General features: G+C 54.6%; 20 protein-coding genes. 14 read left to right on the top strand and 6 right to left on the bottom strand.

From position 1 onward, the window contains the following. Positions 1 to 4: 4 nt before the first annotated feature. Together HP572_RS15075 and HP572_RS15080 are read right to left on the bottom strand one after the other, a co-directional pair. Positions 5 to 811: a transporter substrate-binding domain-containing protein gene (locus HP572_RS15075; protein ID WP_039504765.1), complete on the bottom strand. Its 807-nt coding sequence runs from the start codon at positions 809 to 811 to the stop codon at positions 5 to 7. A 598-nt stretch (positions 812 to 1409) separates the two neighbouring features. Continuing rightward, positions 1410 to 2249: a MurR/RpiR family transcriptional regulator gene (locus HP572_RS15080; RefSeq protein ID WP_039486985.1), complete on the bottom strand. Its 840-nt coding sequence runs from the start codon at positions 2247 to 2249 to the stop codon at positions 1410 to 1412. A gap of 199 nt (positions 2250 to 2448) precedes the next feature. On the opposite strand from HP572_RS15080, the gene HP572_RS15085 reads away from it, so the two are divergent. Genes HP572_RS15085 through hpxZ form a run of 4 tightly spaced genes read left to right on the top strand, consistent with a single transcriptional unit; the run spans position 2449 to position 6083 of the window. Then, positions 2449 to 4053 (top strand): gamma-glutamyltransferase family protein, encoded by a 1605-nt coding sequence (locus HP572_RS15085; RefSeq protein WP_240583637.1) that lies wholly within the window; start codon positions 2449 to 2451, stop codon positions 4051 to 4053. A gap of 26 nt (positions 4054 to 4079) precedes the next feature. Next, entirely contained in the window at positions 4080 to 4292 is a 213-nt protein-coding gene (gene hpxX / locus HP572_RS15090) for an oxalurate catabolism protein HpxX (protein ID WP_095992738.1), read from the top strand. Continuing rightward, on the top strand, positions 4289 to 5707 hold the full coding sequence (locus HP572_RS15095; protein WP_240583638.1) for an AtzE family amidohydrolase: 1419 nt from the start codon (positions 4289 to 4291) through the stop codon (positions 5705 to 5707). The genes hpxX and HP572_RS15095 overlap by 4 nt, the downstream gene beginning before the upstream one ends. Beyond that, a complete protein-coding gene (gene hpxZ, locus HP572_RS15100; RefSeq protein ID WP_109412993.1) occupies positions 5697 to 6083 on the top strand; it encodes an oxalurate catabolism protein HpxZ in 387 nt (128 codons plus the stop codon). The genes HP572_RS15095 and hpxZ overlap by 11 nt, the downstream gene beginning before the upstream one ends. A 47-nt stretch (positions 6084 to 6130) precedes the next feature. Here hpxZ and HP572_RS15105 read toward each other — a convergent pair whose 3' ends face one another. Continuing rightward, positions 6131 to 6523, bottom strand: coding sequence for a VOC family protein (locus tag HP572_RS15105; protein WP_240583639.1), 393 nt, complete (start codon positions 6521 to 6523; stop codon positions 6131 to 6133). 670 nt (positions 6524 to 7193) lie between these two features. On the opposite strand from HP572_RS15105, the gene proV reads away from it, so the two are divergent. The 3 genes from proV to proX are packed head-to-tail and all read left to right on the top strand — an operon-like array spanning position 7194 to position 10689. Continuing rightward, positions 7194 to 8396: a glycine betaine/L-proline ABC transporter ATP-binding protein ProV gene (gene proV / locus HP572_RS15110; protein ID WP_240583640.1), complete on the top strand. Its 1203-nt coding sequence runs from the start codon at positions 7194 to 7196 to the stop codon at positions 8394 to 8396. Then, a complete protein-coding gene (gene proW / locus HP572_RS15115) occupies positions 8389 to 9657 on the top strand; it encodes a glycine betaine/L-proline ABC transporter permease ProW (protein WP_240583641.1) in 1269 nt (422 codons plus the stop codon). The genes proV and proW overlap by 8 nt, the downstream gene beginning before the upstream one ends. 27 nt (positions 9658 to 9684) lie before the next feature. Next, on the top strand, positions 9685 to 10689 hold the full coding sequence (proX, locus tag HP572_RS15120; protein ID WP_205554838.1) for a glycine betaine/L-proline ABC transporter substrate-binding protein ProX: 1005 nt from the start codon (positions 9685 to 9687) through the stop codon (positions 10687 to 10689). A 59-nt stretch (positions 10690 to 10748) separates the two neighbouring features. Here proX and HP572_RS15125 read toward each other — a convergent pair whose 3' ends face one another. Then, positions 10749 to 11909, bottom strand: coding sequence for a lactonase family protein (locus tag HP572_RS15125; protein WP_240583642.1), 1161 nt, complete (start codon positions 11907 to 11909; stop codon positions 10749 to 10751). Between the two features lie 158 nt (positions 11910 to 12067). On the opposite strand from HP572_RS15125, the gene HP572_RS15130 reads away from it, so the two are divergent. The 7 genes from HP572_RS15130 to HP572_RS15160 all read left to right on the top strand — a co-directional run bounded on the left by HP572_RS15130 (position 12068) and on the right by HP572_RS15160 (position 19651). Beyond that, entirely contained in the window at positions 12068 to 13288 is a 1221-nt protein-coding gene (locus HP572_RS15130) for an MFS transporter (protein WP_240583643.1), read from the top strand. 206 nt (positions 13289 to 13494) lie between these two features. After that, positions 13495 to 14226, top strand: a complete 732-nt coding sequence (locus HP572_RS15135; RefSeq protein ID WP_010282655.1) for an AzlC family ABC transporter permease — start codon at positions 13495 to 13497, stop codon at positions 14224 to 14226. Further along, positions 14223 to 14552 (top strand): L-valine transporter subunit YgaH, encoded by a 330-nt coding sequence (gene ygaH / locus HP572_RS15140; RefSeq protein WP_014916438.1) that lies wholly within the window; start codon positions 14223 to 14225, stop codon positions 14550 to 14552. Before HP572_RS15135 ends, ygaH begins: the two co-directional genes overlap by 4 nt. A gap of 189 nt (positions 14553 to 14741) precedes the next feature. Beyond that, positions 14742 to 15257 (top strand): transcriptional repressor MprA, encoded by a 516-nt coding sequence (mprA, locus tag HP572_RS15145; RefSeq protein ID WP_240583644.1) that lies wholly within the window; start codon positions 14742 to 14744, stop codon positions 15255 to 15257. A gap of 274 nt (positions 15258 to 15531) precedes the next feature. Further along, positions 15532 to 16707: a multidrug efflux MFS transporter periplasmic adaptor subunit EmrA gene (gene emrA, locus HP572_RS15150; RefSeq protein WP_010282662.1), complete on the top strand. Its 1176-nt coding sequence runs from the start codon at positions 15532 to 15534 to the stop codon at positions 16705 to 16707. A gap of 56 nt (positions 16708 to 16763) precedes the next feature. Continuing rightward, entirely contained in the window at positions 16764 to 18260 is a 1497-nt protein-coding gene (gene emrB, locus HP572_RS15155) for a multidrug efflux MFS transporter permease subunit EmrB (protein ID WP_240346596.1), read from the top strand. Positions 18261 to 18466: 206 nt separating this feature from the next. Beyond that, positions 18467 to 19651, top strand: coding sequence for a NupC/NupG family nucleoside CNT transporter (locus tag HP572_RS15160; RefSeq protein WP_240583645.1), 1185 nt, complete (start codon positions 18467 to 18469; stop codon positions 19649 to 19651). A gap of 66 nt (positions 19652 to 19717) precedes the next feature. On the opposite strand, the gene HP572_RS15165 is transcribed toward HP572_RS15160, so the two are convergent. Further along, complete coding sequence (locus HP572_RS15165; RefSeq protein ID WP_240583646.1) at positions 19718 to 20152, bottom strand: DUF3574 domain-containing protein; 435 nt, start codon at positions 20150 to 20152, stop codon at positions 19718 to 19720. 69 nt (positions 20153 to 20221) lie between these two features. Next, positions 20222 to 21373 (bottom strand): tRNA/rRNA methyltransferase, encoded by a 1152-nt coding sequence (locus HP572_RS15170; RefSeq protein ID WP_240583647.1) that lies wholly within the window; start codon positions 21371 to 21373, stop codon positions 20222 to 20224. Positions 21374 to 21441: the final 68 nt, after the last annotated feature.

The raw sequence follows: 21441 nt of genomic DNA on the forward strand, positions 1-21441 counted from the left end.
CCCGTTAAGCCTTGATGCTGGCCGGCAGCGGCGCTTTCAGCCATTTTTCCGACAGGGTATTGAGCGTATTGTCTTTCAGCGCTTGCTCAATCAACGCGTCGACTTTCGCTTTCAGCGCAGGCTCATCTTTTTTCAGCCCGATGTAGCACGGCGAGTCTTTCAGCATAAACTTCGCGACTGGCGCTTTCGTCGGGTTCTGCTCGGCGATAGCCGCCACAACCAGGTTACCCGTTGCAACATATTCCACCTGCCCGGACAGGTACGCCGACAGCGTGGTGTTGTTATCTTCGTAGCGCTTAATCTGTGCGGCCTTTGGCGCGATATCCGTCAGCACCATGTCTTCTACCGCACCGCGCGTAACGCCGATGCTTTTGCCTTCCAATGCTTCTGACGATGTCAGCGTGCTGTCTTTCGGCCCAAATACGCCGAGGAAAAACGGTGCATAGGCACGGCTGAAATCGATCACTTTTTCACGCTCGGCATTTTTGCCCAGACTGGAGATCACCAGGTCAACTTTGTTGGTTTGCAGATACGGCACGCGGTTGGCGCTGGTTACTGGAACCAGCTGCAACTTTAGTTTCATCTCTTTCGCCAGATAGCGAGCGATATCGATGTCATACCCCTGTGGTTGCAGATCCGTTCCTACCGATCCAAACGGCGGGAAATCCTGCGGGACAGCGACACGCAGCACACCGCGCTTCTCGATATCCTGCAACTGATCGGCCATCGCGCTACCAGCTTGAACCAGTAACATTGCCGCGCCCATCACCGCCAGTAACCCTTTTTTGATGCCCAGTTTATTGATCAACATCGTCTCTGCCCCCGGTTAGTATAATTGAAACGAAAGATTCTTTAAAAACAAAAGTTGAAACCATCGTTGCAGATATTAAGCAAGGAGTGTGCCAGATTAAATTAACGCCTTCTGTGCTATTGGGTACGGTGTGTCAGAAAGTTTGGCTAAAACATGGGATAGGACTATGGATATGATTATGGATATGCGATATCGGTGAAAAATTTCGTGCGTGATTGCAGAAAGATAATTTATGCAACTCATGCACCACGCCCGAGTCTTCTGTTTTTATGCATTATTCGCGTAAAAAATTGCGCTGAGGTGAGCATGACCGCCGGATGAGCGGCATGGACGCCGCGAAAGTCAGCGCCGCGTCGGGAGCGCGTCGCTGGCGGTCCGTGTTGCGGGCATGAACACCGAGGGTACCGCGAAGCGGCGCAATTCCGCGAAAAAAGCCTGGGTTCATAGGGCAAGCGGCGTTTGAGCTGCCCTATGTCGGGCGTGGCGCTATGTCACAAAAATAATCCGGGTTTATCACGCCCGAAACAAGCCACATGACAGATAAGAACACCAATCAATTAGCACCATTTTAGTGCACCAGCACCATCCCAACGCACCATTAGCGTTGCTCAAGCTCATCCAATTCACCATAAAGATCCACGATCTGGTGGATGCGTTGGCGTCCGTCACGCAGCATTTCATGCAGCAGCGCATTGCTGATCACGTTCACCAGACTCATGGCAGACGAATAGCTGTCAAACGCCGAGACGCTGTCCAGCGGGACGCACAATGACCAGGTTGCCAGCGACATTAGCGTACTCACCTGTGGTTCACACAGCAGCAGCACAGGAACGCCGCGCTTTTGCAACTGCGCCAATAGCGGCTGAATCAGGCGCGGACGGCGGCGAAAAGCCACCACAATCACGACATCCTGCGCAGTGAGATCCACCAGCTCTTCGGATAACGTCTGCCCCGGCTGTGTCAGCAGCGTGACCTGTTGGCGGATCTGGAGCAGCTGTTGGCGCAGGTGCAGCGCCACCGGATAGCTATTGCGCAGCCCAATCAAACACAGGCGCTGCGCCTGCATCAGCGCCTGAATCACCGCGCCAAACTGCACGGGGTCAATCTGGTTTATCCACTGCGTCAGGTTCGCCATTTCCTGCTTGTAATGCCGCGCCAGCAGCGTATTCCCCTGCACGGCATCCCGGTTATCCGCCAGCGGCATCCCGCTTTGGCGCAGCGTTCTGAGTTCATCGCGCATGTCGCGGTAGCTGGGGTAGCCCAGCCGTTTGAACAACCGGCTGACGGTCGCTTTGGAGACGCCGCTCAGCCTCGCCAGCTCGGCGCTGTTGTAGCTAATTAAATCGTCAAAGTGATCGAAGATGAAATCCGCGACGCGCTGCTCCTGCGGTGAAAGCTCGCTGTAGCGATCCCGTAATCGTTCATCTATTTGCATCATCGTCTCTCACCCGTTGCACTTGCTGTAACGTTTGTTTCATGTCGCAGAACATAGCACAGGATTGTCAGGATGATATAGATACCTCCTCCTGCACCGCAGACGGACTTTCCACCGCAATAAAAAACTGGAACGCCGTTTGCTTAAAGCTAGGGTTAATAGAACTCATCACCCTACATAAAACTTAAAAAGGAATCCTGAGATGATGCAAACCAACACCGCCCCGCTGGGCATGGCGGTCGCACCTCATCATTTAGCCAGTGCCAGCGCGTTGGCGATTCTGCGTGAAGGCGGCAACGCCATTGAAGCCATGGTCGCGGCGGCGGCAACCATTGCCGTGGTGTACCCGCATATGAACGGGATCGGCGGCGACGGTTTCTGGCTGATTGTGCCGCCACACGGTGAGCCGATTGCTATTGATGCCAGTGGGGCGGCGGGGTCGCTGGCCTGCCGTGAGTACTATCAGGGCGAAAGCCGCATTCCACACCGCGGCCCAAAAGCGGCGTTGACGGTCGCGGGCACTGTCGGCGGCTGGCAAGAAGCGCTGGCCTATTCACAAGAACTTACCTATTTACAAAAAAGAGGCGGTACGCCAATTCCGCTGGCTCGCCTGTTATCTGATGCGATTCGCTATGCGGCTGACGGCATTCCCGTCACGCAGTCTCAGGAAGATGCACTCACCCAGCGCTATCACGAACTGAACGATTGTCCGGCCTTTAGCCAGCTGTTTATGCCGCAGGGGAATATCCCGCGCGCGGGCAGTCGTTTCACGCAGTCGGATTTAGCCGATACCCTGACAACGCTGAGCCTTGAAGGGTTGGACAGTTTTTATCGCGGCTCCGTCGCTGCCAGGCTGTCGTCACAGATGGCGCAGCTCGGTATGCCGCTAACGGCTGACGATCTGGCAAATTACCGCGCCAGGCGGACAACGCCGCTGGTACTGAAGCACAGTAAAGGCGACATCTATAACCTCGCGCCGCCAACGCAGGGGCTGGTGTCGCTCGCGATTCTCGGTCTGACCGATCATTTAGACATGGAAGATCTGAACGATAGCCAGACGATCCACCGTATTGTCGAATCGACCAAGCTGGCGTTTGGCCTGCGCGACCGCTTCATTACCGATCCCAAGCTGATGACGCAGGATGTTCAGACACTGCTGGAAAACGATGCGCTCGGCGTGCTGGCTCGGCAGGTCGACACTCGAAAAGCCGCACCGTGGGGAGAAGGCAAAGGCCCCGGCGACACCGTCTGGATGGGCGTATGCGACAACAGCGGCCTGTGCGTCTCTTTCATTCAAAGCATTTACCACGAGTTTGGCAGCGGCGTGGTCTTACCGGGAACCGGCGTGCTCTGGCAAAACCGCGGTGCCTCGTTCAGCCTCGATCCGGCACACCTGCTGGCGCTAGAGCCCGGTAAACAGCCTTTTCATACCTTAAACCCTGCCGCCGCACGCCTGTCCGACGGTCGAACGATGATCTACGGCTCGATGGGCGGCGACGGACAGCCGCAGACGCAGGCGGCCATCTTTATCCGTCACGTTCAGCAAGGGCTGCCGCTGCAACAGGCGATAACCGCCCCGCGCTGGCTGCTGGGCCGCACCTGGGGACAGGTCTCCGATACGCTGAAGATCGAAGATCGCTTTAAACCCGCCACCGTAGATGCCCTGCGTCAGCTCGGTCACGACGTCGAACTCTTGAGCAGCTTTAGTGAAACAGTCGGCCACGCGGGGGCCATTGTGCGGCACACCAACGGCATGCTGGAAGGCGCCTTCGATCCGCGCAGCAACGGCAGCGCAGCAGGTTTTTAATCATGACTCAACAGGGAGAACACCGCATGACGACACCATCTATCGATAACGACACGTTAGCCGCTTATCTTCAGCACATGGAAACGCTGCTGGCGCTGCAGCTCAGTCAGGAAAGGCGTCAGGAGCTATTAGTGCAGTTCAGCCGCATTCACGCCATGGCACAGCCGCTGATGGATTTTCCTCTTGATGAGCATCAGGAAATTGCCGGTGTTTATACGCTAGGAGCTTATACGCTATGAGCTTACACGCCAAAAGCGCGTCCTCATCATTATCTATCCGGCAGATTCAGCAAGGTTTACAAGCCGGCACGTTCTCCGCCAGAGAGCTTGCACAGCAGGCGCTGGGTGCCATTGAGCAGACCAACCCCACCATTAATGCCTATACCCATATTACTGGCGAACGTATGCTGGCAGAGGCCGATCGCATCGACACCTGCCGCCAACGCGGTGAAACCTTGCCCGCGCTGGCCGGCGTGCCTTACGCCGTCAAGAACCTGTTTGACGTCAGCGGCGAAACGACGCTGGCAGGTGCCGAGCTTTTCAGCCAGCGACCGCCTGCCGCACAGGATGCCTTTGCCATCCGCCAGCTTACTGGTCAGGGCGCGCTGCTGTCCGGCATGTTGAATATGGATGCCTATGCCTACGGCTTTACCACCGAAAACAGCCATTACGGCCCCACGCACAACCCGCTCGACACACAGCGCATTGCGGGTGGATCGTCTGGTGGGTCGGCCGCCGCCGTTGCAGCAGGCTTGGTTAACTTCTCGCTCGGCAGCGACACCAATGGTTCGATCCGCGTGCCGTCGTCACTCTGCGGCATTTTCGGGCTAAAGCCGACGTTTGGCCGCTTATCACGCCATGGCAGCCACCCGTTTGTCGCCAGCCTCGACCATATCGGCCCGCTGGCACGTAGCGCAGACGATCTGGCCTTGGTGTTCGACGCCTTACAAGGTCGCGATGAACACGATCGTTTTCAGGCCAAGCGGGAAACGCAGCATACCGCCGCACTGTTGGAAGCGGGCAGTGACGGGTTACGCTACGCGGTGCTCAATGGCTATTTCTCCACGTGGACCAGTGAGGAGGCCAACGCCGCCGTTCGTCAGATCGCACAGGCGCTGAGCGCGCAGAACAGCCTGACGTTAACCGATGCCGCACTGGCACGTAGTGCCGCCTTTATTCTGTCGGCCAGCGAAGGGGGAAATCAGTATCTGCCAGCCTTACGCACGCAGCCTGAGCACTTCGAGCCCCTGTCGCGCGAGCGACTGCTGGCAGGCGCAATGATCCCCGCCGCCTGGTATGTGCAGGCTCAGCGCTTCCGTAATTATTTCCGTCAACAGACGCTGGCGCTGTTTGAACACACCGACCTGCTGATCGCCCCGGCGACGCCCTGTTCCGCCACGCTCATTGGGCAGGAAACCATGCGCATTAATGATACCGACCTGCCCGTCCGCGCCAGTATGGGCATGCTGACACAGCCGATCTCTTTCGTCGGGCTGCCCGTCGTGACGGTACCGGTAGCGACCGCGAGTGGCCTGCCAATCGGAGTGCAGATTATTGCCGCACCGTGGCGCGAGGATCTTTGCCTGCGGACGGCGTGGGCGCTTGAGCAGCAGGGCATCACTTATACAGTAGAGGAAAGAAAATATGTTGCCTGAGGATATTAACCAGCCGGATGTGCTGGCCGACGTGACCGCTGCGTTCTATCGCTATGAGCAAGCCTTAACGGGTAATGACGTTGCGGTGCTGGATGAACTGTTCTGGCACGATGAAAAAACGGTGCGCTATGGTGCGGGAGAAAATCTGTACGGGATCGAGGAGATTCGCGCCTTTCGCCTCGCTCGTCCTTCTGCTGGTCTGGACAGAACCCTGCGTAATACGGTCATCACCACTTATGGTCATGATATGGCCGTCGCCAGCACGGAGTTTACCCGCGCAGGCAGTACGAAGATCGGCCGCCAAATGCAAACCTGGGTAAAAATGCCCGAAGGCTGGCGCGTTGTCGCCGCCCACGTCAGCCTGATGAGCGAATAGTAAAGGGGGACTTTCCCCCTCTTGCCCTGTCTATCGACCCCACATCCTCAAGGCTGGCGGTGATACACCGCTTCAATATTGTAACCATCGGGGTCGTGCACGAATGCAGCGTAGTAATCCTGATGATAATGCGGTCGCAGCTCTGGCGGCCCGTTATCTATGCCTCCTGCCGCAGTAGCGGCGGCAAAGAAAGCCTCAACATGCTCTCGCGAGGCGGCGCTGAACGCAAAATGCACCGCCGGACACGACTCGCCCTTCGACTGATAAATCCAGAACTCGCCGCCGGGATCGCTGGACTGCCCATATCCTTCCATCACTGCAAAGCTGACAGCGAATGACATGTCCTTAATCAGGCGATAACCCAACGGCTTGAGCGCCGCTTCATAGAATTGTCGGCTACGGATAATATCCCTCACCGGAATGCTCAGGTGATCTAACACTATGGCCCCCTTTCGATAATCGCTGTGGGTGATATCCAGCCACTATAACCACATCATCACCATGGATAATATGATCGAGATCGGCAAAAGAGAAACACGCGATGGTTAACGAAACATCCCATCGAATCAGCGCTACCACCCTGCTTTTATTCCTCCTAAATATGACAGATATATTATTCAGAACACTCTCATTTATTGGTGGGAATTAACGCAATCATTTTACCCGCTATATCTTTGCTATACTGTATAAAATACCGACAGATATCATAAGTAAAAAATGTACTTACGTCGGTCTATTTGAGTGTCTATAACCCGAAAAATGTGATTTATTTATCATATTATTCGATTAGTGAAATTCACTATAAATCGCGGTTTATCCACCATCAGAAAAGGTTATATCCCCCGCGAATCCAACGCGTAGAAATCAACAGATAACACACTGTTATAAAAAGAATTACCTTTCCATTCAAAAATCATAAAGATCACGTAAATCATGAAGATAAGACAGTAATAATAACGTTACTGTTATCGTGAATATTCGCCTTCCGGGAAACGCCCTTGAGGCAATCAAGGGTTGTCTCAGAATCTGATTATGGTAGGGTAGATTATGTTTAATCATTATCAGGGCTACGTTATAGAATTATAAACGACATAGGAAAACAATAATTTCATGGCAATTAAACTTGAAGTAAAGAATCTTTATAAGATATTTGGCGAGCATCCTGACAGAGCATTTAAACTGATTGATAAAGGCCTGAGCAAAGATCAGGTATTTGAAAAAACAGGGCTTACTGTCGGCGTGAAAGATGCCAGTCTGGCCATTGAAGAAGGCGAGATATTTGTCATCATGGGATTATCCGGTTCCGGCAAATCAACCATGGTACGCCTTCTCAATCGTCTGATCGAACCCACTCGGGGTCAGGTGCTGATCGACGGTGAGGATATCTCCAAGATATCCGATACCGCGCTGCGTGACGTACGCCGCAAGAAGATCAGTATGGTGTTTCAATCCTTTGCGCTGATGCCGCATCTGAACATTCTCAACAATACCGCGTTTGGTATGGAATTGGCTGGCGTGCCGAAAGCGGAACGTGAGCAAAAAGCGCTGGATGCCTTGCAGCAGGTTGGTCTTGAAGCCTACGCCTCGTCTTACCCGGATGAGCTGTCTGGCGGGATGCGGCAGCGTGTCGGTCTGGCACGTGCGTTAGCGAATGACCCCGATATCCTGCTGATGGATGAGGCGTTCTCCGCACTCGATCCCCTGATTCGTACTGAAATGCAGGATGAGTTAGTCAAACTCCAGTCTCGTCATCAACGCACTATCGTCTTTATCTCGCACGATCTGGATGAAGCGATGCGCATCGGCGACCGCATTGCGATTATGCACGGCGGTGAAGTCATTCAGGTCGGTACGCCCGATGAAATCCTGAATAACCCAGCCAATGACTATGTGCGCACCTTTTTCCGCGGCGTCGATATCAGCCACGTGTTTAGCGCCAAAGATATCGCTCGCCGTCGCCCGGTCACCTTAATCCGTAAAACGCCCGGCGTGGGCCCACGTTCCGCGCTGAAAATCCTTCAGGACGAAGACCGTGATTACGGCTACGTGCTGGAAGGCGGAAAACGCTTCATTGGCGTCGTCTCGATTGATTCACTGAAGCAGGCGCTGAAAGAACAGCAGCCGTTGGAACAGGCGTTACTGCCCGAACCTGCTCCCGTGCCCGCAGATATGTCACTCAACGAGCTGATTTCTCAGGTCGCACAGGCTCCCTGTGCCGTTCCTGTCATCGGCGAAAACCATGAGTACATTGGCATCATTTCCAAAGGAATGTTGCTACAGGCACTGGATAAGGAAGGAGTGACCAATGAGTAAATCAACATCAAATCCGTGGAACAACACCACGGCACAACATCAGCCGGCCGATCAAAACGCAGCCCCTGAACAGGCTAACAGCGCACAGCAAAACGATCCGTGGGCAACCAGCACGCAGAGCGCGCCCGCCGATCAGGCACCCGCACAGCATGGTGCGACGCCTGACCACGCAGCACAAAGCGATCCCTGGTCTACCGGCGCACCTGCTCAGGATGCACCCGCTAACGGCAGCGATGCCTGGAGCACCGCACCGGCTCCCGATGGTTCAGCCGATGCTGCCCATCAGGCGGCACAATCCGGCAGTGACTGGTTAAACAGCGCCGCCCCTGCAACGCCCGAGCATTTCAACCTGCTCGATCCGTTTAAGGACACGCTGATCCCGCTGGACAGTTGGGTCACCCACGGGATCGATTGGGTTGTGCTGCACTTCAGACCGGTCTTTCAGGGCGTTCGCGTCCCGGTCGACTTTATTCTGAGCGGCTTCCAGCAGTTTCTATTGGGTATGCCTGCGCCGATTGCCATTCTGGTGTTCTCGCTGCTTGCCTGGCAGATGTCCAGCTTAGGCATGGGTGTCGCCACCCTGCTGTCGCTGATCGCCATCGGTGCGATTGGTGCCTGGTCTCAGGCCATAATCACGCTAGCGCTGGTGCTGACCGCGTTGTTCTTCTGCGTGCTCATCGGGCTCCCCATGGGGATTTGGCTGGCGCGTAGCGAACGGGCCGCGAAGTTTATCCGGCCGCTGTTAGATGCCATGCAGACGACGCCCGCGTTCGTCTATCTGGTGCCTATCGTCATGCTATTCGGTATCGGTAACGTGCCGGGCGTCGTAGTGACGATAATCTTTGCCCTGCCGCCGATTATTCGCTTAACGATTCTGGGTATTCGTCAGGTTCCAGCCGATTTGATCGAAGCTGCCGAGTCATTCGGGGCCAGTCCGCGCCAGATGCTGTTTAAGGTTCAGCTCCCGCTGGCCATGCCGACCATCATGGCCGGTGTTAACCAGACGCTGATGCTGGCACTGTCGATGGTAGTTATCGCCTCGATGATCGCAGTAGGCGGTTTGGGCCAGATGGTACTGCGCGGTATCGGCCGTCTGGATATGGGTCTGGCTGCCGTCGGCGGCGTCGGGATCGTTATTCTGGCGATTATTCTTGACCGCCTGACGCAGTCTCTGGGACGCGATCGCCGCAGCAAGGGCAACAAAAGTTGGTACACCAGCGGCCCGATTGGCCTGTTGACCCGTCCTTTCATCAAGCAATAACGCACGATAAAAACAGAGGGAATCATGATGCGTAACACCAAACTTTGGGCCGCCGCCCTGACTACCGCCCTGTTGAGTACGCAGGTTTACGCCGCAGACACCGCGCAACCTGGTAAAGGTATCACCGTTATTCCGGTGCAAAGCACCATCTCCGAGGAAACGTTCCAGACGCTGTTGGTCAGCCGCGCGTTGGAAAAGCTGGGCTATGACGTGCAGCCTCCGCGTGAAGTGGACTACAACGTGGCCTACACCTCAATTGCCTCCGGCGATGCGACGTTTATCGCCGTGAACTGGGATCCGCTGCACGCCGATCAGTACAAAGCCGCTGGCGGGGACGCAAAATTCTACCGTCAGGGTGAATATGTCTCCGGTGCCGCACAGGGTTATCTGATCGATAAGAAAACAGCTGAGAAATACAAAATCACCAATATTGCTCAGCTAAAAGATCCGAAAATCGCCAAGCTGTTTGATACCAACGGCGACGGTAAAGCCGATCTGACGGGCTGTACGCCGGGCTGGGGATGTGAAGCGGCCATCAACCACCACCTGCCTGCCTATGGCTTAACCAACACGGTAGAACATAATCAGGGTAACTATGCGGCGATGATTGCCGATACCATCACCCGTTATAAAGAAGGTAAACCGATTCTGTACTACACGTGGACGCCGTACTGGGTAAGTGATGTGCTGGTGCCGGGACGTGACGTCGTCTGGTTGCAGGTGCCTTTCTCTTCCCAACCGGGTGAAATGAAGGATGTCAGCACCAAGCTGCCAAACGGTGCTGACTATGGCTTCCCAGTCAACACGATGAAGATTGCCGCGAATAAAGCGTGGGCCGAGAAAAACCCGGCGGCGGCGAAACTGTTCGCTATCATGAAGCTGCCGATTGCTGATGTGAATGCGCAGAACCTGCGTATGCATGAAGGTCAGGGTTCACAGAAAGATATCGAACGTCATGTTGATGGCTGGATCAAAGCCCACCAGCAGCTGTTTGACGGCTGGGTGAAAACCGCCGCCGACGCAGCGAAATAATCACCGGTAGACGAGCGCCCCTTTCACAGAAAGGGGCGTTTTTCATTGATGGGCGACCATTACGGCAGGTTAACGATTTCGACCCAGTTCGCGCCTTTTCCAGTCGGGTATTGCCCGACTCGCACTAAATCCCCATTATCCTGATTGATGCGATACACCGACAGCGATGTCGATTTTTCGCCGCTGGCGATCAGGAATTTCCCACTTGGATCGATCTGAATGCCGCGCGGCTGTGTTTCCGTCGGATAGCGCGTGATGTATTGCAGCTGTCCGGTTTTCGGTTCTACCCGCAGCAGCGCAATCGTGCTTTTGGTGCGTTCCGATACGTACAGGAATTTTCCATTTGGCGTCAGACGTAAATCGGCGCTCCATATCTGTGGGCGACTGTCCGTGCTATTTTTATCTGGCGTAACGGTTCCCGCTCGCATCCCCGCATCAGCCGGCACGGTGTCTGTGTAATCCAACAGCGTGAGCTGCCCTGTATTTTCATTCAACGCCAGACGCGCGACTTTGCCAGACAGCTCATTGCTCACGTAAAGCGTTTTATTATCGGGTGATAACACCAGATGACGCGGCCCGTTTCCTTTAGGCAGCTTAATTTCTGCCGGTTCATTTGGCGTCAGCGTGCCGGTTTTCGCATCAAACCGGAACTGTACGATTTGGTCGCTGCCCAGGTTGCTGGCAAAAACGAACTTATTTTTGCGATCGGCAATAATACTGTGTGCCTTCTCGCCTGTTGGCACCACGGTGACGACACTCGCGTTCACCTTGCCGTCTTTATCAATGCCATTAACCGCGACTTTATTACCGCCGTACGAGGCGCTGAACAGCCACTTTCCCGTACGGTCCGTCGAGATGTAGGCCATGCTGTCCGGCAGTTCCGCTTTGCCTAATGGGCTCAGCGCACCGCTTTTAGGGTCGATTTTATAGCTAACCGCCGAGTAAGGAATGCCGCGCGTCGCAGCATAGAGGAAGGATTTATCCGGGCTAACGGCCATCGGCATCACTTTCGCGCCTGCGGCTGCTTTCCCAATAGCGGTTAATTCACCACTTTGCGTATTGAGTGTGTAGGCATCAATTACGCCGTCAGTGGCAGCAGAGACGTAGACGGCCGTTACCGCCTGCGCGCCCATCGACCACAGCGCTGCTGCGGGCAGAAGTGCACATCCCATTAACACTGCAACGCTTTTTTTCTTAAATGTCTGATAATGCTTAAGCATAATGTCCCCTGTCGATAATGTTATGACGCCGGCGATAAGCTAAATCAATATCATTAAAAACAAAACAAACTTAAGAAGCGTAAAGATATTCTGGTATCTCATTAGGCTCTGCCGGATACTATACCCTCTGCTTTTAACATCATATTAACGTTCACACTATGTCTCTTCAGCAACAATCTGTATCACCCCAGTCGCAACCGGGACTTAGCCTGTCTTTGACCCTGATTATGTCTGTCGCGACCGGTCTTGCCGTCGCCAGTAACTATTATGCCCAGCCGCTGCTGGAGACCATTGCCAGAGTCTTTGCACTTTCCGTCAATCAGGCAGGGTTTATTGTCACCGCTGCACAGCTGGGTTATGCCGTCGGTCTGCTGTTTTTGGTGCCGCTAGGGGATATGTTTGAACGCCGGACGTTGATTGTCGGCATGACGTTACTCGCCGCAGGCGGGATGCTGATCACCGCCTCTGCGCCCACGCTCTGGATCATGATTGCGGGTACGGCATTAACCGGGCTGCTCTCCGTTGTCGCGCAGTTGCTGGTGCCTCTCGCCGCCACGCTGGCGACGCCGGAAACGCGCGGTAAAGTCGTTGGCACGATTATGAGTGGCCTACTGCTGGGGATTCTGCTGGCGCGTACCGTCGCGGGTGCACTGGCTTCACTCGGTGACTGGCGCACCGTGTACTGGGTTGCCAGCACGCTGATGGTCATCATGGCGCTGATTCTGTGGCGGGCATTGCCGCGCATTCCTCAGCAAAACACGCTGAACTATCCGCAACTGCTTGTCTCAATCTTCCGTCTGTTCTCCACCACCCCGCTGCTGCGCACGCGTGCCATCTTGGGCTGCCTGTCCTTTGCTAACTTCAGCATTCTGTGGACGTCGATGGCCTTCCTGCTAGCCTCACCGCCCTACAGCTATTCCGAAGGCGTTATCGGCCTATTCGGGCTGGTTGGTGCAGCCGGAGCCTTAGCGGCATCACGCGCCGGGCGTTTAGTCGATCAGGGCAAGGCTAAGCCGACCACCAGCGTCGGGATCATCCTGCTTTTGCTGTCGTGGGGCTTTATCGCGCTCGGTATTCATTCCGTAGCCGCGCTACTCATTGGCATCATCGTGCTGGATCTGGCGGTCCAGGGCGTACACGTAACCAACCAGAGCGTGATCTACCGTATGATGCCCGAAGCACGTAATCGCCTGACATCAGGTTATATGACCAGCTATTTTATCGGCGGCGCACTGGGATCGATCCTTTCAGCCTCGGCTTACCAGCAGTGGGGCTGGCTGGGCGTCTGTACCGCGGGCGGCATCATCAGTTTGCTGAATCTGCTGGTGTGGTGGCGAAGCCATCATCACGAAACGCAGGAAGCAATGGCGGCGCTGTAAACCTTCGTATTTGCAATACAGACCTTCGTAGTTGCAACACGCTCGCTTGAGACTGTCTTATTTTGAGACAGTTTCTCGCGAGAAAATTACGCCCGATACCATTGCAGCAAAAACCATCACGCCTGTTACGCAATAACGTGAAATTCCGGTGACGCTTTGCTAGTGTTACCGGTTAATTTCCTTTAAGAACACAACATATCAAGCCAGTGAAGACATTAACCTCATCTGCACCGACAAAATCTGCGTCTTTTAGCGAAGGCGTATTTGACAGTCTGCCGATTGTTATCGGCTACATGCCCGTAGCATTCGCGTTTGGCATGAACGCCGTCAAACTAGGTTTTACCCCACTGGAAGGCATTTTCCTTTCTTGCATCATTTACGCTGGGGCCAGTCAGTTCGTCATCACCGCCCTGCTCAGCGCAGGCATGTCCATCTGGGTGGCAGCGTTGACCGTCATGGCGATGGATGTCCGCCATGTACTGTATGGACCCGCGTTACGGCATCGTATTGCGCAGCGGCTGCCGACCCGAAAAACCGCGCTGTGGGCGTTCGGCCTGACGGACGAAGTCTTTGCCGCAGCCGCCACCCGACTGGCGAAAGATAACCGCCGCTGGTCAGAAGAGTGGATGATGGGCGTGTCGCTGCTCGCCTGGCTCTCATGGGTGCTCGGCACGGTGATCGGGGCTGTGTTCGGTAACGGCCCGCTGAATGATTACCCTGCCGTCGAAGCAGCGCTGTCTTTCATGCTGCCCGCGCTTTTCCTAAGCTTTTTACTCGCATCCTTCAGGCGGAAACAGAGTCTGGTCGTCGCCTGTGCGCTCGGCGGCGCGCTGCTTGGTCTGCTGCTTTCCTCCATCCCGGCCGCCATACTGTTCGGCATTCTCAGCGGTTGTCTGGCTTCGCTGGTTAATCCTGCCACGCCACAGGTGAACGCATGAGTACAGAAGTCATTCTTATCGGGCTGATTGTCGGGCTGGTGAACTACCTCTTCCGCTATCTGCCGCTACGGCTGAGCGCCTCACGCGCTTCTGGTTCGCTGCAACGCGGTAAAAAAGCGCTGTTGCTTGATAGTATCGGCATTGCTTCCATTTGTGCGCTGCTGATTGTTTCCAGCGTGCCGGATATTCTCGCGCATCGTGAAAAGCTGCTGCCAACGCTGGTAGGATTCATTACGCTGACCGCCTGTTTTTATAAAACCCGCAGTATCGTCTTATCCACGTTACTGGGCGCGCTCTGCTACGGCATTGCCTTTAAACTGCTTTGAATCCGCAGTGCGAATTATCAAATAACATTTTGATTTAAATAAAGTAAGTGGTGAATAATCTTCATTTTCAGAGATTCTCCGCTTACTTTCTGTCACAGAAATAAGCACAATTTCCCACCTTAATGCCGTTTACCCAGTTAGTAACATTAGTTACTATGCACTCCGTGATTAATGAGGTTTATATAAAAAATGGACAGTTCATTCACTCCTATAGAACAAATGCTCGACCTGCGTGCTTCGCGTAAGCCCGACTTCCCGCGTCAGGAAGTGCTATTGCTGCGTTTATTCATGCACGTACAGGGCAAAATCCTGGAACACAGAAACCGAATTCTGAAAGAACAGGGCATCAATGAAACCCTCTTCATGGCATTGCTGACGCTGGAATCTCAGGAGTCTTATAGCATTCAGCCCTCTGAACTCAGTGCTGCACTGGGATCGTCACGTACCAATGCGACGCGCATTGCCGACGATTTGGAGAAGAGAGGCTGGATTGAACGACGCGAGAGCAGTAGCGACAGACGCTGCCTGCATCTGCATCTGACAGAAGAAGGCAAAGCATTTCTTGGTCAATTACTTCCACCGCAGCATCACAGCCTTCATGTGCTTTGCTCTGCGCTTGAATCCGGTGAACAAAAACAGCTCGAAAGCCTGATGAGAAAGATGCTGGTCCGACTGGATGAGATGGACGAGTCAGTCAACGAATAACAGAAAAAACAACAACAAAAAACAATAGTCAGCACCTTTCCACCCGGAATGACCCGATGCTTATGTATCGGGCGGAGGCGTTTTGCTGCAAAAAACAGGCATAACCTCTCCGCAACCGCGATATGCGGCTTAGCAAAACGGCAATCTCACGCTCCGGGCGGGCAATCTTAAGCCCCCCGGGCCGCACAGCAAAATGAATTCATTGCGACTATCGCCAGGCTGCTCTGTCTGGTGCGATAGCCGATACAAAGAGAATAAAAAGAGAGAGAACAGCATGAGTGAAAGTGTGGAAAATCAGGTGCCGCAGACGCCACAGAAAAACAAAAAACAGCAGCGCAAACGCGTGTTATCGCTGCTGACGTTTATTTTCGTCGTGCTGGGCTGTGCCTGGCTGGTTTACTGGTTCCTGGTGCTCAGACACCACCAAAGCACCGATGACGCCTACGTCGCAGGCAATCAGATTCAGATCATGGCGCAGGTCAGCGGCAGCGTCACCCATGTTAACGTCGACAATACCGATTTTGTTAAACAGGGACAGGTGCTGGTAGAGTTAGATCCGACTGATGCCCAGCAGGCGTTTGAACGTGCGAAAACCGGGCTGGCCAATAGCGTCCGCCAGACGCACCAGTTGATCATCAACAGTAAGCAGTATCAGGCCAATATCGAACTGCGCCAAACCGAGCTGAACAAGGCACAAAGTGACTTGAGCCGCCGGGAAGCACTCGGCAGCGCCAATGCTATCGGGCGTGAAGAAGTGCAGCATGCTCGCGATGCTGTCGCAACCGCCAAAGCCGCACTGGAAGTCGCCAGACAGCAATATCAGGCGAATCAGGCCATGATTCTGGATACGCCGCTTGAGAAGCAACCCGCCATACAGCAAGCCTCTGTAGAAATGCGCGATGCCTGGCTGGCGCTACAGCGCACCAAGATCGTCAGCCCGATTGACGGCTATGTCTCACGCCGCAGCGTGCAGATTGGGGCGCGAATCTCTTCGACATCAGCGCTGATGGCCGTCGTTCCTGCCAATCATCTGTGGGTCGATGCGAACTTCAAAGAGACACAGTTAGCCAACATGCGTATCGGCCAACCGGCTACCGTGATCGCGGATATCTATGGTGACGATGTTGTATATCAGGGAAAAGTAGTCGGTCTCGATATGGGTACCGGCAGCGCGTTCTCTCTGCTGCCCGCTCAGAACGCCACTGGCAACTGGATCAAGGTCGTGCAGCGCCTGCCCGTGCGTATTGAGATCGATCCGAAGCAGGTCGCCGAACATCCGCTGCGCATCGGTCTGTCCGCGCTGGTTAATGTCGATACCGCCAATACCGAAGGCAGTGCGCTAGCAGAAACCTCACGCACCACGCCGGCCTACCAAAGTGATGCTCTGACGTTGGATCTCACGCCTGTTAATCAGGAAATCAGCGCCATTATTCAGGCGAACGCCGGTTAAGCGGGCAGGAGAGAAACGTGCAGAGAGAACCGCTTAAAGGCGCCAGTCTGGCCTGGATGACCGTTGCTCTGTCGCTGGCAACGTTTATGCAGGTGCTGGACTCCACCATCGCCAACGTCGCTATTCCGACTATCGCCGGTAATCTGGGTGCGTCCAATTCACAGGGAACGTGGGTTATCACCTCGTTCGGGGTCGCCAACGCCATCTCTATTCCTATTACCGGCTGGCTGGCCAAACGGTTTGGTGAAGTCCGCCTATTTTTATGGTCAACGGCGCTCTTCGCTCTGACCTCCTGGCTGTGCGGAATCTCCACCAGCCTGGAAATGCTGATTTTCTCCCGCGTGTTGCAGGGGATTGTCGCCGGGCCGCTGATCCCGCTGTCGCAGAGTCTGTTACTCAGCAATTATCCCCCCGCCAAACGCAGTATCGCTCTGGCGCTGTGGTCGATGACGGTGGTCGTCGCGCCGATCTGTGGCCCGATTCTGGGCGGCTGGATTAGCGACAACTATCACTGGGGCTGGATATTCTTCATCAACGTTCCGCTGGGCATCGCCGTGGTGTTCATTGCCATGCAAACGCTGCGCGGGCGGGAAACCAAAACCGAGATCAAGCCCATCGACACCATCGGGCTGGCGCTGTTGGTTGTCGGCATCGGCAGCCTACAGATGATGCTCGACCGCGGCAAAGAGCTGGACTGGTTTAACTCGACGGAAATCATCACTCTGACCGTGGTGGCGGTGATTGCGATAGCATTCCTGATTGTCTGGGAACTGACGGACGACCACCCAGTGGTGGATTTGTCGCTGTTTAAATCGCGCAACTTCACCATTGGCTGTCTGTGTATCAGCCTCGCCTACATGTTTTACTTCGGGGCGATCGTGCTCTTGCCGCAGCTGTTGCAGGAGGTGTATGGCTATACCGCCACCTGGGCGGGGCTGGCGTCCGCACCGGTTGGGCTGATGCCCGTGGTGCTGTCGCCGATTATCGGTCGATTCGCGCCGCGTCTGGACATGCGCAAACTAGTGACGTTCAGCTTTATCATGTACGCCGTCTGTTTCTACTGGCGAGCGTACACCTTCGAGCCGGGCATGGATTTCGGCGCATCAGCCTGGCCGCAGTTTGTTCAGGGGTTTGCCGTCGCCTGCTTCTTCATGCCGCTGACGACCATCACGCTGTCCGGGCTGCCACCGGAGCGTTTGGCAGCAGCATCGAGTCTGTCAAACTTTACCCGAACGCTGGCGGGATCGATCGGGACGTCGATTACCACCACGCTCTGGACACAGCGCGAATCACTTCACCATGCGCACCTGACGGAATCTATCACGCCGTATAATCCGATCGCGCAGGAAACGTACCAGCAGCTTCAAGCGATGGGGATGAGCCAAACGCAGGCTTCAGCCTACATCGCAGAGCAGATTACCGCACAGGGGCTGATTATTTCCGCCAACGAAATCTTCTGGGCGGCAGCAGCCGTATTTTTGGTCCTGCTGGTGCTGGTCTGGTTCGCTAAACCTCCGTTTACCACTGGCGGTGGAGGCGGTGGCGCGCACTAATTCACTGTCCGCTTTCTTTCCCCTTCTGCCAGCAACTGGCCGAAGGGGAATGCTCTTTTACCCTTCCCACCGTCCCCTGATGACTCGAATACATCCCCCCTTCTTATAGCGCTGTAGCGAATAAGGATTTACAGATTCGGGATAAACATATTTTCACATTCCGATTACAATGCGCCTCTTTTATTCAGGGATTACGTGGTTCTTCTATGTCACAGGTTTTACATTTCATTTTGGCAACGGCAGCCATTTTTTTGCTGGCACTGCTCGTCAGCCACGACAGAAAACGCATCCGACTGCGCTTTATTGTGCAACTGCTGGTGATTGAAATTTTGCTGGCCTATTTCCTTTTACATTCCAGCATTGGGCTTAACGCGATTAGCGCCTTTGCCGGCTTGTTTGAAAAGCTCTTATCTTTTGCCAATCAAGGCACCGACTTTGTGTTTGGTGGGATGAACGCGCAGGGACTTTCCTTTATCTTCCTCAACGTGCTCTGCCCTATCGTCTTTATTTCTGCGCTGATCGGCATTTTGCAGCACTGGCGAATTTTACCGCTAATTATCAAAGGCATCGGTACGCTGCTGTCCAAGGTCAACGGGATGGGGAGACTGGAGTCGTTTAACGCCGTGAGTACGCTACTGCTCGGGCAGTCAGAGAATTTTATCGTCTATAAAGGCATCATTGCCGACATGTCACCACGGCGGATGTACACAATGGCCGCGACGGCGATGTCGACCGTATCCATGTCGATTATCAGCGCCTACATGACCATGCTGGACGCCAAATACGTCGTCGCCGCGCTGATTCTGAATATGTTCAGCACCTTTATCATTCTGTCGATCATCAACCCTTATCAGCCTGACGACGAACCCGAACTGAAGCTGGAAAAGCTTCATGAAGACCAAAGCTTCTTTGAAATGCTGGGGGAATACATTCTTGCTGGGTTTAAAGTGGCGATGATTATCATGGCGATGCTGATCGGCTTCGTGGCATTGATTGCCGCTGTGAATGCGCTGTTCAGCACCGTCTTCGGTATTAGTTTCCAGGCGATTATGGGCTATGTCTTTTCACCGCTGGCCTGGCTGATCGGCATTCCGTCTTCCGATATCCTGAACGCGGGCAGCATCATGGCGACCAAGCTGGTGGCGAATGAATTCGTTGCCATGATCGAACTGAAGAAGATCGCCGCAGAGATGTCGCCACGCGGCTTGGGCATTTTGTCCGTATTCCTGATTTCCTTCGCTAACTTCGCGTCAATCGGCATTATCGCGGGTGCCATCAAAGGGCTGAATGAAGCACAGGGCAACGTGGTATCGCGCTTCGGCCTGAAGCTGGTTTATGGTTCTACGCTGGTGAGTTTGCTGTCTGCGGCAGTGGCGGAACTGGTGCTGTAATACTTATATATTGAAAATCATATATATTGAAAATCATCAGCCCCTGAAAAGGGGCTGATGGAAAAATCAGAAGGCGACGCAGACCGGTGCATCAATCCGCATGACGGATTCCTGCGCGAAACGTGATTTGTAGATGGTACGCAGCGCTTCAATATCACGCTCCCGGTCGGGGCCGTGAATCAACATCAGCGCTTTGCTGTTCTCTCGGGCAACCACGCCATCGTTCCCTAGCCATTGTCCTTTGGCATCAAATACCGTCAGCCCCTCTTTAAAGCGTGGCGTAACGTCGCCATCCAAAAACGCTTTCCACTCAGCATCTGAAATCACCGGGCCAGCAGGACGATTCAAACCAAAATAAAGCGTGGTCTGCACCTGCTTGTCGCCAATCTGACACGCAACAGCGGCTGGCGTAGCGGCAACGGACGAGTGCGGCAGCGAACTGCAACCGCTGACCAGCAATGTACCCAACAGCAACGATACCGCGATAACTTTCTGCTTCATCAATCGTCCTCTCATCCGTGGTGACACCTACTCAGGGAGCCCATGCTCCCTGAGCGTCGACGCGTGATATCAGGCCTGGTTCTGTCGCCACCACTCGGACAGCAAAATGCCCGTTGCGACTGAAATATTCAGACTTTCAACCTTACCGGTACCGCCGATAGAGACTTTTACGTCCCCCTGTTGCCAGGCGCTATCTGACAGGCCATCACCTTCCTGACCCAGCACGATCACGGTTTTCGCTGGAAGCGTCGCTTGCGACAATGCCGTGCCTTTATGGCTGGACGTGGTCACGATGGTATAGCCTGCGTTACGGAACTCCGCCAGCACGGACAGGAAATCGTCAGCGTTAATCGCTTTAACGTGTTCCGCACCGCCTTCTGCCGTACGCACCGCTGCGCCGGATTCCAGCAGCGCCGCATCCTGCACCAGAATACCTTTCACGCCGAAATGTGCGCAGCTGCGCATAATGCCGCCGAGGTTGTGCGGGTTACCCACATCTTCCAGCGCCAGTACACAGTCTTGCTCGCCAGCCGTTTTCAGGTACTCACGCACATCCAGTCCCTGACGCTTTTTAATCAGGAAGCAGACGCCGCCATGGTGCTCGGTGCCGGAAGCCTTAATCAGCTCTTCCTCTTCCACAACGTGGTAAGCCTTGCGGTTTGCCGCCATCCAGCGCAGTGCATCGCGGAAACGCGGCGTCACTTCTTGCAGGAACCAGGCACGAACGATCACCTCAGAGCGGTTTTTAAACAGCGCCTGACAGGCATTTTCACCGTAGACACGTGTTTCTTCCTGACGCTGGCGACGCAGTTGCTCAGGATCGATATGGCTCTTGCCCGTGATCCCGCCATGGTCTGGCGTGTCGCTGTCGCTTGGCGCACGAGATACGGTTTTCCACGGTGATTCATAACCACCGGAATCGTCACCACGCGGCCGACGAGGCTTATCACCGCTGCGTTCGTTACGATCTTTATTGCCCCACGGCGATTTCGCATTGCTATCGCCATCGCGGGACGGATTTTCCCGGGCATAGCGCGGGTTAACGTCACGCGGATGCTTCGGCTTTTCGCGTTGATCGCGAGAGCCACCGCCATCACGCCGATCGCCACGGCGATCTTTGTCAGCTGGGCGCTTGTTTTTATTCTCTTTCTCGCCCTCATCATCACTGCGGACGTACATCACGCGGACTTTGCCGCTTTTACTATTGAATGAATCGCTCATTGTTCTCTCCACCTACGCGCTGGGCGCGAAGATTACCTTATGTACACCCGCTTAGCCACACGCTTGTG

It is taken from the genome of Pectobacterium sp. PL64 (genome assembly GCF_022477975.1).
Classification (GTDB): Bacteria; Pseudomonadota; Gammaproteobacteria; order Enterobacterales; family Enterobacteriaceae; genus Pectobacterium; species Pectobacterium jejuense.

Coding starts and splice junctions, on each gene's coding strand:
- HP572_RS15075 (WP_039504765.1), bottom strand. CDS start 811: ATGTTGATCAATAAACTGGGCATCAAAAAAGGGTTACTGGCGGTGATG.
- HP572_RS15080 (WP_039486985.1), bottom strand. CDS start 2,249: ATGATGCAAATAGATGAACGATTACGGGATCGCTACAGCGAGCTTTCA.
- HP572_RS15085 (WP_240583637.1), top strand. CDS start 2,449: ATGATGCAAACCAACACCGCCCCGCTGGGCATGGCGGTCGCACCTCAT.
- hpxX (WP_095992738.1), top strand. CDS start 4,080: ATGACGACACCATCTATCGATAACGACACGTTAGCCGCTTATCTTCAG.
- HP572_RS15095 (WP_240583638.1), top strand. CDS start 4,289: ATGAGCTTACACGCCAAAAGCGCGTCCTCATCATTATCTATCCGGCAG.
- hpxZ (WP_109412993.1), top strand. CDS start 5,697: ATGTTGCCTGAGGATATTAACCAGCCGGATGTGCTGGCCGACGTGACC.
- proV (WP_240583640.1), top strand. CDS start 7,194: ATGGCAATTAAACTTGAAGTAAAGAATCTTTATAAGATATTTGGCGAG.
- proW (WP_240583641.1), top strand. CDS start 8,389: ATGAGTAAATCAACATCAAATCCGTGGAACAACACCACGGCACAACAT.
- proX (WP_205554838.1), top strand. CDS start 9,685: ATGCGTAACACCAAACTTTGGGCCGCCGCCCTGACTACCGCCCTGTTG.
- HP572_RS15125 (WP_240583642.1), bottom strand. CDS start 11,909: ATGCTTAAGCATTATCAGACATTTAAGAAAAAAAGCGTTGCAGTGTTA.
- HP572_RS15130 (WP_240583643.1), top strand. CDS start 12,068: ATGTCTCTTCAGCAACAATCTGTATCACCCCAGTCGCAACCGGGACTT.
- ygaH (WP_014916438.1), top strand. CDS start 14,223: ATGAGTACAGAAGTCATTCTTATCGGGCTGATTGTCGGGCTGGTGAAC.
- mprA (WP_240583644.1), top strand. CDS start 14,742: ATGGACAGTTCATTCACTCCTATAGAACAAATGCTCGACCTGCGTGCT.
- emrA (WP_010282662.1), top strand. CDS start 15,532: ATGAGTGAAAGTGTGGAAAATCAGGTGCCGCAGACGCCACAGAAAAAC.
- emrB (WP_240346596.1), top strand. CDS start 16,764: ATGACCGTTGCTCTGTCGCTGGCAACGTTTATGCAGGTGCTGGACTCC.
- HP572_RS15160 (WP_240583645.1), top strand. CDS start 18,467: ATGTCACAGGTTTTACATTTCATTTTGGCAACGGCAGCCATTTTTTTG.
- HP572_RS15165 (WP_240583646.1), bottom strand. CDS start 20,152: ATGAAGCAGAAAGTTATCGCGGTATCGTTGCTGTTGGGTACATTGCTG.
- HP572_RS15170 (WP_240583647.1), bottom strand. CDS start 21,373: ATGAGCGATTCATTCAATAGTAAAAGCGGCAAAGTCCGCGTGATGTAC.